11 protein-coding genes are annotated in these 14,283 nt (G+C 33.5%); 5 read left to right on the top strand and 6 right to left on the bottom strand.

The window, feature by feature from the left end; genetic code table 11:
• Nucleotide 1: 1 nt before the first annotated feature.
• From ACRHNM_RS13240 to ACRHNM_RS13225, 4 genes are all read right to left on the bottom strand, one after another.
• Nucleotides 2-1,270 carry an MgtC/SapB family protein gene (locus tag ACRHNM_RS13240; RefSeq protein WP_431137121.1) on the bottom strand — a complete coding sequence of 423 codons (1,269 nt, stop codon included), beginning with the start codon at nucleotides 1,268-1,270 and terminating at the stop codon, nucleotides 2-4.
• Nucleotides 1,271-1,440: 170 nt separating this feature from the next.
• Nucleotides 1,441-3,867 (bottom strand): sodium-translocating pyrophosphatase, encoded by a 2,427-nt coding sequence (locus ACRHNM_RS13235; RefSeq protein ID WP_431137120.1) that lies wholly within the window; start codon nucleotides 3,865-3,867, stop codon nucleotides 1,441-1,443.
• A 113-nt stretch (nucleotides 3,868-3,980) separates the two neighbouring features.
• Complete coding sequence (locus ACRHNM_RS13230; RefSeq protein WP_431137119.1) at nucleotides 3,981-4,595, bottom strand: hypothetical protein; 615 nt, start codon at nucleotides 4,593-4,595, stop codon at nucleotides 3,981-3,983.
• 85 nt (nucleotides 4,596-4,680) lie between these two features.
• The gene (locus ACRHNM_RS13225; RefSeq protein WP_431137118.1) at nucleotides 4,681-5,208 is read right to left on the bottom strand and encodes an inorganic diphosphatase; all 528 of its coding nucleotides are present in this window, start codon (nucleotides 5,206-5,208) and stop codon (nucleotides 4,681-4,683) included.
• A 354-nt stretch (nucleotides 5,209-5,562) separates the two neighbouring features.
• On the opposite strand from ACRHNM_RS13225, the gene ACRHNM_RS13220 reads away from it, so the two are divergent.
• The gene (locus tag ACRHNM_RS13220) at nucleotides 5,563-6,369 is read left to right on the top strand and encodes a LytTR family DNA-binding domain-containing protein (RefSeq protein ID WP_431137117.1); all 807 of its coding nucleotides are present in this window, start codon (nucleotides 5,563-5,565) and stop codon (nucleotides 6,367-6,369) included.
• A gap of 90 nt (nucleotides 6,370-6,459) precedes the next feature.
• The gene (locus tag ACRHNM_RS13215; RefSeq protein ID WP_431137116.1) at nucleotides 6,460-7,665 is read left to right on the top strand and encodes an intradiol ring-cleavage dioxygenase; all 1,206 of its coding nucleotides are present in this window, start codon (nucleotides 6,460-6,462) and stop codon (nucleotides 7,663-7,665) included.
• Between the two features lie 135 nt (nucleotides 7,666-7,800).
• Here the strand turns inward: ACRHNM_RS13215 and ACRHNM_RS13210 are convergent, their stop codons facing one another.
• Both ACRHNM_RS13210 and ACRHNM_RS13205 read right to left on the bottom strand, forming a co-directional pair.
• Nucleotides 7,801-10,311: a DUF5686 family protein gene (locus ACRHNM_RS13210; RefSeq protein WP_431137115.1), complete on the bottom strand. Its 2,511-nt coding sequence runs from the start codon at nucleotides 10,309-10,311 to the stop codon at nucleotides 7,801-7,803.
• Between the two features lie 94 nt (nucleotides 10,312-10,405).
• Nucleotides 10,406-11,389 (bottom strand): pyruvate dehydrogenase complex E1 component subunit beta, encoded by a 984-nt coding sequence (locus ACRHNM_RS13205; protein WP_431137114.1) that lies wholly within the window; start codon nucleotides 11,387-11,389, stop codon nucleotides 10,406-10,408.
• A 333-nt stretch (nucleotides 11,390-11,722) separates the two neighbouring features.
• Here ACRHNM_RS13205 and ACRHNM_RS13200 point away from each other — a divergent pair, with 333 nt between their 5' ends.
• The 3 genes from ACRHNM_RS13200 to ACRHNM_RS13190 all read left to right on the top strand — a co-directional run bounded on the left by ACRHNM_RS13200 (nucleotide 11,723) and on the right by ACRHNM_RS13190 (nucleotide 14,281).
• Nucleotides 11,723-12,469 carry an electron transfer flavoprotein subunit beta/FixA family protein gene (locus tag ACRHNM_RS13200; RefSeq protein WP_431137113.1) on the top strand — a complete coding sequence of 249 codons (747 nt, stop codon included), beginning with the start codon at nucleotides 11,723-11,725 and terminating at the stop codon, nucleotides 12,467-12,469.
• A 125-nt stretch (nucleotides 12,470-12,594) separates the two neighbouring features.
• The gene (locus ACRHNM_RS13195; protein ID WP_431137112.1) at nucleotides 12,595-13,557 is read left to right on the top strand and encodes an electron transfer flavoprotein subunit alpha/FixB family protein; all 963 of its coding nucleotides are present in this window, start codon (nucleotides 12,595-12,597) and stop codon (nucleotides 13,555-13,557) included.
• A 115-nt stretch (nucleotides 13,558-13,672) separates the two neighbouring features.
• On the top strand, nucleotides 13,673-14,281 hold the full coding sequence (locus tag ACRHNM_RS13190; RefSeq protein WP_431137111.1) for a bifunctional nuclease domain-containing protein: 609 nt from the start codon (nucleotides 13,673-13,675) through the stop codon (nucleotides 14,279-14,281).
• Nucleotides 14,282-14,283 lie beyond the last annotated feature (2 nt).

Here is a 14,283-nt window from a genome sequence, read left to right as displayed (position 1 = left end):
ATTATAAAAACCAAGATTCAGGCCAAAGCCATATAATCAATAGCCCTGTAGCTATAGTAATTCCAAAAGCAATAACAATCCATTTTATCATCTGCCTTGTTCCTAAAACAATAGCCATTATACCTTTAAACAGCATATTTGATAAACCAGCTAATAAAATTAATTTCCAGCCAAAAGATGCTTTTAAATTTCCTTCTTTGATTAATTGTGACAAAGATAAGGTTATGGCATCAACATCTGTTAATCCACTGATGATTGAGATAATATAAAGTGCATTATTTCCAAATTTTTCTTTGGTAAAGGCGACTGCTAAAAGAATGAATCCATAAAGCAGACCAAAAATTATTGCACTTTTAAATTGTGCAGGATTATCGGGTTCAGGCATTTTCTTGTCTTCTAACTCGTCTTTACTGAGCATATAAAATAACACGACACAAATTAATATCATTACTAAAACAACTGCGCTAATTGGTAAAGCTATAACACCCAAATGCTCAGGTATGACTAAACCAACCTCAAATAAAACCCGTAAAAATGACACTGCAGAAGCCGTAGTAATGACAAAAACTGCAAGTCTGCTAATAGATGCTGTATCAGTTGTTTTTCGTGCATAACTAACTGTTGTAGCAGTACTGCTTATAAGTCCACCAAGGATACCGTTTGATATGACACCTACTTTTTTTCCGACAAACTTGTAAATAAAATAACCTATGACACTAATTCCAACAATTAAGGTGACCATTAACCAAATGTTTCTTGGGTTAATGATATCATAAGGACCATAGGCTTTATTGGGAAGTATTGGCAGTACTATCAAGCTAATTCCTGCCAAAGTCATGATAGCATTGACATCTTTAGGTTTTAATTTATCTATAAACCCATGAAGGCGATCTTTAATGTATAATAAAATAGCCATTGATGCTCCAACTAAAACACCAATTAACTGACTGCCCATAACAAGATACGCTCCTATGGCAAACATGAGTAATGCTGCTACTTCTGTTGTTTGACCAACGTCTGCATCATTCAGCTTTTTAAGTTTAATAATATTCGCAATAACGAGCATGGCTGCGATAGCCATACCAATAGCAGGTAGTATAAACGGGTTATCATAAACTTCGGTCAAAAAACCAGCCATGACACCCAAAATGGAAATTAGGGTAAATGTTCGTACGCCAGCCATTTTATTATCAGTTGTTTCGCGTTGCATACCAACAAGCAAACCTAAACCGAAAGCAATACCTAATGTTGTTAAATGATCATAGTTCATCTGCTTATCTAAAATATTACGGAAATTTAAATAATTTAATGTGTAATTATTAATTCAATTGCGATATTAATTAGCACAAAACGTAGGTCACAATAAGTATAAGGTCTAAGTTTTAGTAATAAAAAAAAGCCACGATTAACGTGGCTTTTTTTTATTACATAGGGTAGAAACTACTGTTTAGTTACTTCCATCTTTTTAATTACTTTTTCAACTTTTACTTCACCTTCGGTTTTAGTAACTGTTGTTTTTTCAAACGCTTCCAATTCTGCTTCAACTTGAGCTAGAGTACCATTGAAGATTTTTTCTTTAATTACTTCAACACCATTTTCAACAGTTGAATAGGTAATAGTTGCTTGTGCAAGATCTTCAGTGTCTAGTGTCATTTCAATATTAACATCTTCAGTCATTGTTAAACCTTCTTCAGATGTATGACCTCCTAAGATTGGAGCTATTACTAAACCAATTAAACAGGTTAACTTAATTAAGATGTTCATTGAAGGTCCAGATGTATCTTTAAATGGATCTCCAACAGTATCACCAGTTACAGCTGCTTTATGGGCATCAGATCCTTTAAAGGTCATTTCACCATTGATCTCAACTCCAGCTTCAAAAGACTTCTTAGCGTTATCCCAAGCGCCACCAGCATTATTTTGGAAGATTGCCCATAACACACCAGATACTGTAACACCAGCCATATAACCACCTAACATTTCAGCAATCGCTAAATGATTCATCCCAAATATCATTGGAACAAATGCAATAATCAATGGAAATCCAATCGTTAATAAACCAGGTAACATCATTTCTTTTAAAGACGCTTGTGTCGAAATCGCCACACATTTATCATATTCTGGTTTCCCAGTTCCTTCCATAATTCCAGGAATGTCTCTGAACTGGCGACGTACTTCCTGTACCATTTCCATAGCCGCTTTACCTACAGCGTTCATTGCTAAAGCAGAAAACACGACTGGCACCATTCCACCAACAAACAGCATCGCTAATACTGGTGCTTTAAAGATGTTGATACCATCAATTCCAGTAAACGTTACATACGCAGCAAATAACGCTAATGAGGTTAATGCAGCAGAAGCAATAGCAAATCCTTTTCCTGTTGCAGCAGTTGTATTTCCAACAGAGTCTAAAATATCTGTACGTTCTCTTACGATTGGTTCTTGTTCGCTCATTTCTGCAATACCACCAGCATTATCAGAAATTGGTCCAAATGCATCAATTGCTAACTGCATAGCTGTAGTTGCCATCATTGCAGAAGCTGCTAATGCCACGCCATAAAAACCAGCAAAAGCATACGATGCCCAGATTGCTCCTGCAAATAACAATACTGAAGGAAATGTAGATATCATACCTGTTGCTAAACCAGCAATAATGTTTGTCCCTGCACCTGTAGAAGATTGTTGAACGATTTTTAGGATTGGTTTTTTACCTAATCCTGTATAATATTCAGTAACCGAAGAAATCACGGCTCCTACAAATAATCCAACTAAAGTAGCATAAAACACACGCATAGATGAAATGTCTTGTAAACCTTCACCAAAGAAGTTCATTTGCATGGTTTCAGGTAACATCCATGTCACTAATCCAAAACAAGATACAGCCACTAAAATGATAGACGTCCAGTTTCCAACGTTTAAAGCTCCCATTACTTGAGCTTCTTTAGCATCATTACTCTTTATTTTCACTAACATAGTTCCGATAACAGAAATAATAATTCCTGCACCAGCAATTGCCATTGGCAATAAGATTGGACCAATACCTCCAAAAGCATCAGTAATGGCGCCTCCCATATCTTTAATCACGTAATTACCTAAAACCATTGCAGCTAATACAGTGGCAACGTAAGACCCAAATAAATCGGCTCCCATACCAGCAACATCACCTACATTATCACCAACGTTATCTGCAATTGTAGCAGGATTACGAGGATCGTCTTCAGGAATACCAGCTTCTACCTTACCAACTAAATCGGCTCCAACATCGGCAGCTTTCGTATAAATCCCTCCACCTACTCTTGCAAAAAGTGCAATAGATTCAGCACCAAGTGAGAAACCAGCTAATGTTTCCAGTACAATTGTCATGTCCATTGTAGAGGTCCAAACCCCATCCATAAACACATGAAAGAAAATAATGAAGAATACTGTAAGACCTAAAACTGCTAAACCAGCAACACCAAGACCCATAACAGTTCCTCCTCCAAAAGAGATTTTAAGAGCATTTGGTAAACTAGTACGAGCTGCTTGTGTTGTTCTCACGTTTGTTTTAGTTGCGATTTTCATTCCTATATTTCCAGCGAATGCAGAAAACACAGCTCCAAAAACAAAAGCGATTACAATTAGCCAGTGTGTTGTAGGTACAATAAAAGATACAGCGGTTAACGCAGCAGCTACGATGACAACAAAAACAGCAAGCAATCTATACTCAGCATTTAAGAAAGCCAATGCACCTTCATAGATGTGATCTGAAATTTCTTTCATTTTACCATCTCCAGCATCTTGTTTCATAACCCATGACTGTTTCACTATCATGTAAATTAATCCTAAAAGCGCCAAAGCTATTGGCATGTAAATCATTAGTGATTCCATATTTTAATATTATTTGATTTGTTAATTAGCTGGGCAAAAGTAGTGAAATCCATTAAAACTAAAAAACCCTTTTACAAGCAATGTAAAAGGGTTTTTTATGTTATCACTGTATACTAGCCTCCTATGGTTTCAGTTTTTGTACAATTACCATAAGACTTACAATTTGTGCACCAACCATCACCAGATTCAGTCCTCCTAGGGCTACAAACTACATCGCAACCAGTACAAGTAATAGTTGATAAACCATTATCAAAATGTGCTTCTCTATCTTGACTCTCTTTAATACCAATCCCTACGCTTACACTTTCACCTTTTATCTTACAAACACCTCTTGATATTAACATAGGGTATCCATTATTTTCTTTTGCACTTATAAACTCAAAAGAGCTATGATCAGCATTATAATTAGCCTCTTGAGCTATTAATTTAAAATATAGACTAAGAATATCTTGTATTTTTTTAGAAGTAATTATTAATTCATCATTTTCAAAAGTTCCAATAATTAATTTACTATCATATAAACCATTATAACCTTCAGAATTTAGCAATTCATTTAATTCCTTTTCTGTGTTCTTAGTTAAGAATTTAAAGTCTATAGTTGGCTGTACTTCTTCAATCTTCTTTAATTCATTTTTGGTATCTTGATTAACATTTGTTTCAGATTCTGAAGTACAAGCTGCAAAAATACAAATTGAAATCAATACTAATAAAATTTTCGTGTGTTTCATAATGGGTTGATTTTTAAAATTATACACATCAATAATAATAATAATAATAATAACAATAGAAACCAAATTTTTTGTCGCTTATTTTCTATATAGTAAAATTTCTATTTGTTTTATGCTCACTATTTTCATATCTGTCAATACACTTGTTGAGAATATCATAAGCTTCTTCGGCATTTCCCCAACCACCAACATCAACTTTTTTCTTTTCTAAGTCTTTGTATACTTGAAAAAAGTGAGTGATTTCTTTTATCCTATGTGGATTTAAATCTTCAATGTCGTTACAGGCATTCCATATTGGATCTGTAACAGGAACACAAATTAATTTTTCGTCTGGACCTTTTTCATCCGCCATATGAAATACACCAATTGGCTTTACTTCCATCACACACATTGGAAATGTTGGTTCTGTTCCCATAACCAAAACATCTAAAGGATCTCCATCGAGAGCTAGAGTTTCTGGAATAAAACCATAGTCTCCAGGATACATCATTGATGAAAACAACATACGATCAAAACGTATTTTATTAAGTTCAAAATCGTATTCGTATTTATTACGGCTTCCTTTTGGAATTTCTATTAATACATCAAAGGTCAATTTTCCTGCTGGTGTCATAGCATCATCTATTTTATTTCCTCACTAAATTGAGAATATTTTAATTAGTACAATTTTCGGTCTGCAAAGATAATGTATTGTTTGAGTTGAGCAATTAAATAGAAAAGCATTTCGTTTGTTTTAGAGTGATTTGCACCTATTTATAATTTACAAGTTGAGTTGACTACAATGCTGAACACTATTTAATTAAAATAAAAAACCTGAAAAAAATATACAGAATCTGTTTCTAATTTTATTATACATATGAAAATGAGAATTGAAACATATTAAACAGTACACAAGTTCATTTTGTTTTACTAACTTTAATTGTCCAAAAACTATATGTAAGTTTTTTTTAAATACACTAAAAAACCCTTGGAGCAATCTATTTACATACACAAACAGTTAAAAATACCCAAAGTTGGTATGGTTCCTTTATATATCGTTATCGTGGTCTTTGTTTTTATATTAGCAATACTTCAGGATTATATATATAGCAGATTGAGAGACACAGGATTTTATTTATCTGAATCGTTGCTTTACAATACGTTTTGGTTTTTTTTTATTCCATTTTCAATGTATATAACTCGACTCCTATCTGTTATTAATCCTCAAAATAAATGGAGCAAATTACTATCTAGTTTAGGAACTGGAATTGCTTTTAGCGTTCTACATATATTATCATTCACCTCTTTATTTGTGATTATAAGCAATCTGGTATTTACACCTGCACATCACTTTTCAAATATTTTAAGTGCTGCCTTTTCAAATCAATTCTATATCGCTTTATTATGGTATTCGATTTTTCCGGTCATTTATACGTCTAAAGAACAATCTACTGATTCGACCACAGTATTTTTAGAAAAAATTAAATTAAAAAAAGGCTTGAAAATCATTACTATTCCAACTTCTTCCATTCAGTTTATTTCAACCGACAAACCTTATTCAATTGTTTGCACAAACGATCAAAAATTTTTAGATCCCAAAAGCTTAAAAGATTTTGAAACTGAACTTGATCCAAGTATCTTTTTAAGAGTCCATCGTTCTACGATTATAAACTCTAACTTTATTAAAGAATTAAAATCAAGAAGCAATGGCGATTATGATGCAACGCTAAAAAGTGGTCAGGTTTTTAGATTAAGTAGACACTATAGAACTAATTGGCGTCAGTTACTCCAGTAAACTAACTATTCACTCCACAAAGGAATTTGTAGATAAAACGCCAAGCAAACAACATTTTAAATGGTTACATTTATTAAAAACTCATCAAAAATGTTACATCTTTTAAAAAAAGCAATTCTATTGTTTATAGGTATGAATTTGATCAACTGTAATGGTCAAACACAACAAAAACTCACAAATACTTTAAGTAAGGATTTTGATGAATCTCCTCCTTTTTATTATAAAATGCCAACAAAATTAGTCGCCTCAGATACAAGTTCAGGATGGGATCAAAATGGACAGAAAATCTTGCTTACAGGGACAGTTTATCAAATTGACGGAAAAACACCTGCTCCTAATGTGGTACTTTATTATTACCACACAGATATTAACGGTCTTTATTCAACAAAAAAATCTGAGGAAAGAAATATGCCCAAAAACAAACTGGGTCAAACTCATGGTTATATTAGAGGCTGGTTAAAAACCGATGAACAAGGACACTATTCTATTTATACAGTAAAACCAGAAACTTATCCTAGTAGAGATGAACCTGCTCACATTCATGTAACCGTTAAAGATGAGATTTTGAACGAGCCTTATTACATAGATGATTTTGTATTTGATGATGATTCTCTTTTAACTACAGAACGAAGAAAAAAAATGCAAAATCGTGGTGGTAGTGGTGTCATCCGGTTTGTTGAAAAGGAAAATCTTTGGATTGGTGAACGGAACATCATTTTAGGTTTAAACATTCCTGATTACCCGAAACAAAGCACTAATAATTCAGGTAAACATATAGGAGAAGATATCATTTCTTTCACACCATTTCATGCTTATGGAGCAGATAAAGGCACAAAAACATGTCCGATTTGTAAGTATGGCTGGTTTCATGGAATTCTATATTTTGTTGGCAATAATCCTAATTGGGAGAACATTAAAAAATGGTTGGTGTTTTTAGACAACGAAGGTATTGAGAAGGGAAAATATTTAAAAATCTACTTTGTATATGGTAATGAAACTAATTACAGTAAAAAGGAAAGACTCAACGTCTTGGAAAAACTTGGAACAACACTTGATTTAAAAACAGTTGCTCTCACATTTGTTTCATCGTTTTCAGATAGATCTTCAGAGATCTATTTAAACAACATCAATCCAGACGTAGAAAACACTTTTCTAATTTACAAAAGAAGTAATATTATTGATAAATATGTTAATTTCAAACCAAATGAAGACAATTACAACACTATCAAAAAGCGGTTAGAAAAAACAACAAACGAATATTTTAAACTTTCAAGACCTAAACAAAAACAAAACTGACATCAATTCTTTAAACATCATCATAATTTCGTTTAATGTGTGGTCATGGAATTCTAAAACGGAATGTTTTGGAGCTTCTGAAGCAAATATAAAGAAACTCATTATAACTTACATCTAAAAGTTAATCGACGATTGTTAAAAATAAAACCCAAAAGCTCCTGTAACACCAAAAGGTCTGGCATCTGGTCTGTCTAAATAATTACCTCTGAAATTGAAGTCTATTCTCAATATTTTAAAAATGTTGGCTACTCCAAAACTGTATTCGTAATAAATACGATTGTTTGGAGCAATTAATGGAATTTCAACAGGATTACCTGTTCTATTCAAAGCAATATTTTCATCTGATAAATCTCCCCAAACACCTCTTAATCCTAATACAAACCTTAAATTATATTTCTTTAAAAAAGGAATTCTCGAGAATATGCGACCATTAAAATTATGCTCAATATGCATTGAGGTATAAGTATCGGTTACAAACTCATAAAAATCAAGTTGAGGAAAGGTATTATATATTGAAAAATAGGTTTGGTTGCCTGGCACAACACTCAACAATGCCAGAGGAACTTCTCCAAAGGTTTTTCCAGCTTCCACAGAGGTTGTCAAGCGGCCAAAACCTCCTGCTTGCCATGGTTGTATGTATGAGAATTGGAGCTTTGTATAATCAAAATCACTATCAAACCAATCTCGATCACCACGACTTATTTGAACAAATAACTGCGCGAAATTATCATTTTTAAATTTTCGTTCTACACCATAACCTGTCATTTGTCGCTTTGGATAATAACCTAAAGACAAACGGCTTTCAAATTGTTTAACTTCAGAAGATATTCCAGTTGCAGACTCTGGATCATTGTAATCCAGACTAAATGTTGGAGAAGCCGAACGAACTGTTCTGAAGGTTCCGTCTAAGCGTACTTCAAAATTACGTGAAGGTTCAATAGACATTCCTAAATTTGTTAAACTAATATTAGAAAGCTTATCATTAGCACCAGCCGTGAATACAGCACTTGACGCTAAACTTCTGCCTAAAACATCTGTAGAACTCGTTAAACTGGCTCCTATTTGTTCTACATCACGTCTATTACCTCCAAAGATGGTCCATCTACTGCGTTTATCTAACAACCATTTACCAGAAATACCGTATTTAAATTTATCATCTCTAAAACCGTAGGCAACAAAACCTTCTAATCTCCATAAATCATTAGGTCCAAAGTAAGTACGTCCTCCTGTTCGCAAACGTAAGCCTTCCACTTCATTAAACCCGAAAGTGGAGAAAATTGGTCCGTAATCAAAATTAAAACTTGGAAACTCTACATATCCTGAGGCTAGGATACTACCAATATTATACAAACGCTTAAACTTTTTTACGGTTTTAAGGGTGTCTAACATTTTATAAACCCCTTTTTCATCTTTATTGAGAGATTCTAACCGGTTTTGTTCCCAAAAATCATCATCACGATTGTAAACATCTTCATTAAAAGAGTATACTTTTTCATCATAAAACGGCTCTCCTTTAGGCTCATCAAAGACGTAATTTTCGTACAAGGTTGTTCTTTTACCGTAAACACCACGTGACTTTTCCTTTTTATTTAAGGCAAAATCAGACAGCATATAATCACGTTTAATAAGGAAAACAGAATCATTTAAAACTTCAAATTCCTGCTCGATGTAAATTTCCTTTACCCAGTTAATGTTTGCACTTTTAGACGCTTGTAAATTGATATCTTTAATGGCATAGGTAGAATCGTTTACCCAAAAATCACCTTTAAAAGTCAATTCATTTTTACGACGTGGATAGTAAATAATATTATAACACCACTTATTATCAATAAATGCACTGTCTGAAAGCACATAGTTATAAGTTTGTATTCCTGTTCGAGATAATGGACTCACAAAACTCTTATCGAAAAACTTCAAGTAGTTATCATAGACATTGAAATCGGCATACAAATCATCAATAAAATCAATAATAACCTGATTATTACTAAAGCCTGAATTTTTATTTCCTTTAAGGTCTTCTTTTTCTTTTTTTAATTGATTGTCACCGTAAACTGTACTTACAGCCTCATTTATAAAAATAGGTAGATAGGTTTTACCAGTAACATTAGACGTATCAACTTCATTAAAAACAAATTCCATCCCTCGAAAAAGTTTACTTTTTATAAGTGCACTATCAATAGTATTTAGATCAAATTCTACTTTTTCGTATTTATCGTATTCGTATTGTTTAAACTGACTCAAGCCATTTTTACGTTTGCGTTCCCATATTTTTTTCAGAATCCTAATTGCTGGATTTTCTGAAGCTTTTTTTGATTGTTTTCCTGAAACAATAACAACTTCATCAAGAGCTGCAGCTTCTTCTTTAAGAACGAATCTCAGGTCGTAATTCACTTTTTTATCAAGTGTAACCTCCTTCATTTCATAACCTAAAAAAGAGATGATAACTGTATCCCAAGTATTTTCAGATTCTAAATAAAAACGTCCATCTTCATTAGTGATAGTTCCTTCTGTTGAGCCTTTAAATATGACATTGGCAAAAGCGACAGGCTGATTGTTTTCATCAAACACGTAACCACTAACTTTAGTTTGTGAGAATCCGAAGAGTATTCCGAAGAAAAAGAAAAAAAGAAGCAGTTTAAAGTTCATAGGCAAAAACTTCATCAACAATCTTACAAAAAGGTATCGATGAATTTTATTAACGTAATAAATTACGGTTTATTAGATAATTTATAAAAAACCATTAGGCATTTATATACATTACTTTTTTGACAGCTTTAATTACCTCATCCTTGTTTGGCAACCATTGTTCTAACAATACTGGAGAATATGGTGCAGGTGTATCTGCTGTGTTTATTTTAACAACTGGAGCGTCTAAGTAATCAAATGCTTCAGATTGTACAAGGTATGTTATTTCAGTAGAAACGTTTCCAAAAGGCCAGGCTTCCTCAAGAACCACTAAACGATTTGTTTTCTTAACAGAAGTAATAATAGCGTCTCTATCCATAGGACGAACTGTTCTCAAATCGATAATTTCACAAGAGATTCCTTCTTTTTCTAATTCGTCTGCTGCTTTATAGGCTTCTTTGATAATTTTACCAAAAGAAACGATAGTAACATCGGTACCTTCCCGTTTGATTTCTGCGACACCTAACGGAATTGTATATTCTCCTTCTGGGACTTCTCCTTTATCACCATACATTTGTTCACTTTCCATAAAAATAACCGGATCATCATCACGAATGGCCGATTTTAGTAAGCCTTTAGCATCATAAGGATTTGAAGGCACAACCACTTTTAAACCAGGTGTATTGGCAAACCAGCTTTCAAAAGCTTGAGAATGTGTTGCAGCTAATTGACCAGCAGAAGCTGTAGGACCACGAAATACAATTGGACACTTGAACTGACCTCCAGACATTTGTCTGATTTTTGCTGCATTATTTATAATTTGGTCAATACCAACTAAAGAGAAATTAAAGGTCATATATTCTACAATAGGACGATTACCTGTCATTGTAGAACCAATGGCAATACCTGCAAAACCAAGCTCAGCAATTGGAGTATCAATCACACGTTTTGCACCAAACTCGTCTAACATGCCTTTTGAAGCTTTGTAAGCACCATTGTATTCAGCAACTTCTTCTCCCATTAAGTAAACGCTTTCATCTCTTCGCATTTCTTCACTCATCGCTTCGCAAATGGCTTCTCTAAATTGAATTGTCTTCATGTATCAGTTTTTTAATCGAATAGCAAAAGTAATAATTATTGATAATAAAATAACATAAAAATTCAAGATGAAACCGCATTCAAAACCTGCTGTCATTTATTTTAACCAGAATTCAAGATATTTAATTCTAAAAGTTATATATCAAACGCATATTGTAATAGAAAATAATGAATGATTAATTACATCTGATAAGATTTCTGAGATATGGTGTAATTAAGGTGTGATTTATTAGATTTTCACAAAATTTTACTATGCATGCATAGTAAAATTCAAATTATTATATTTATCTTCGTGCTTTAGAAAAAATATACACTCAAAATAAATAATTTCGATATGAAAATATTAGTATGTATTAGTCATGTACCTGATACGACTTCAAAAATTAATTTCGCTGAAAACGACACAAAATTTGACACCAATGGTGTGCAGTTTGTAATCAATCCAAATGATGAATTTGGTTTAACACGTGCCATGTGGTTTAAAGAAAAGCAAGGTGCAAATGTTACGGTTGTGAATGTTGGCGGTCCAGAAACAGAGCCTACACTTCGTAAAGCATTAGCAATTGGCGCAGATTCAGCAATTAGAGTCAACACAGAAGCTAAAGATGGATTTCAGGTTGCTAAAGAACTGGCAAATGTTGTTAATGATGGTGGTTATGACTTAGTAATTGCTGGTCGTGAATCTATTGATTATAATGGCGGAATGGTTCCAGGAATGCTGGCTGCTTTAACCAATGCCAATTTTGTAACAAATTGTATTAGTTTAGAAATTGATGGCACAAGCGCCAAAGCAATGCGTGAAATCGATGGTGGAAAAGAAACTGTTTCAACAAGCTTACCTTTAGTTATTGGTGGACAAAAAGGTCTGGTTGAAGAAAGTGACCTACGCATTCCTAACATGAGAGGTATTATGATGGCTCGTCAAAAACCTTTATCGGTTGTAGAACCAACAAATGCAACAGCAAAAACAGCATCTGTTAAATTTGAAAAACCAGCTCCAAAAGGTGCCGTTACTTTAGTTGATGCAGATAATATTGATGAATTAATCAACTTACTTCACAACGAAGCTAAAGTAATTTAAGTGAGTCCTATCAACCTGAGTTGTCACTCTGAATGCAGTCGAAGTGTCTTTTTAGGTTGTCTAAAGGAAATGAAAAATAATAATGATATTCTGAACCAAGTTCAGGATGACAAAACAAAAAGAACATGTCAGTTTTAGTATATACAGAATCAGAACAAGGAAAATTTAAAAAAACAGCTTTAGAAGCAGCTTCTTACGCTAAAGCTGTTGCAAATCAAATGGGAACTACAGTTACAGCTGTAGCCATCAATGCACAAGACACCTCAGAGTTAGGAAATTATGGTGTTGACAAAGTATTAAACATAACTAATAATGATTTAAATGCATTTAACGCGAATGCTTATGCGAGTTCAATTGAACAAGCTGCAAAGCAGGAAAATGCAAATGTTGTCATTGTTAGTTCCAGTGCAGATAGTAAATATTTAGCTCCAATTTTGGCGATTGGTTTAGATGCAGGTTATGCATCCAATGTGGTTGAAGCACCTTCAAGCACTTCTCCTTTTACCGTAAAACGAACAGCTTTCACAAACAAAGCATTTAACATGACTACGATAGATACAGATATCAAAGTAGTTGGTGTGTCTAAAAATGCATTTGGCTTAGTTGAATCTAACGCAAGTGCAAGCGTTGAAGAGTATTCACCTTCAATTCCAGATGCTGGAGTGAAAGTAGAATCCGTAGATAAAGCAACAGATAAAGTAACCATTGCCGATGCCGAGATTGTAGTGTCTGCTGGAAGAGGTTTAAAAGGTCCTGAAAACTGGGGAATGATTGAAGAATTAGCTGATGTATTAGGTGCAGCTACTGCTTGCTCTAAACCAGTTTCAGATTTAGGATGGAGACCTCATGGTGAACACGTTGGACAAACCGGAAAACCTGTAGCATCTAACTTATATATTGCAATTGGTATTTCGGGAGCTATTCAGCATTTAGCAGGAATTAATGCTTCAAAAGTAAAAGTGGTCATCAATACAGATCCCGAAGCTCCTTTCTTTAAAGCTGCAGATTATGGAATTGTTGGAGATGCCTTCGAAGTTGTACCAACACTTATCGAAAAATTAAAAGCATTTAAAGCTCAAAACGCATAATTTTTTTTAAATTGTGTTTTGAAAAGGGCTGTTTCAATTTGGTTCTTTAGTCATAAATCTGCATTTTGCAGTTGGTAAAGTCCTAATTTAAACAGTTCTTTACGTTTTATATATTATGAGCTTAGTAAAATTAAATATAAAAGGGATATCATATAGCCAGACCCAAAATGGCGCATATGCTTTAATTCTTAATGAAGTAGATGGTGACCGAAAACTTCCTATTGTTATTGGAGCTTTTGAAGCACAATCTATTGCAATTGCCTTAGAAAAAGAAATTAGACCTCCAAGACCTCTTACCCACGATTTATTTAAAAATTTTGCAGATCGTTTTGATATTGTTGTCAAACAAGTCATTATTCATAAACTGGTTGATGGTGTATTTTACTCAAGTTTAATTTGTGAGCGTGATAAAATTGAAGAAATTATTGATGCTCGAACCAGTGATGCCATTGCTTTAGCATTGCGTTTTCAGGCACCAATTTTTACATATAAAAATATTTTAGACAAAGCTGGCATTTATTTGAAAGTGAATCCTAAAAAAGGTGAAGAAGAACAAGATAGTATTCTAGTAGATGATTTTGTTGCTGAAGAAATTGAAGCAAGTGTTCAAGACAACTACAAAGACAAAAGCCTTAAAGAACTCAATACGCTTTTAGACGAAGCTGTAAATAATGAAGATTACGAAAAAGCAGCTAAAATTCGAGATGAAATTTCTAAACGTTAAAC

Origin of the sequence: Psychroserpens mesophilus, from assembly GCF_050617655.1 — a bacterium.
GTDB lineage: Bacteria > Bacteroidota > Bacteroidia > Flavobacteriales > Flavobacteriaceae > Psychroserpens > Psychroserpens mesophilus_A.
Note: the sequence above shows the minus strand (reverse complement) of the source record. Positions and strands in the feature narration are given on the sequence as shown.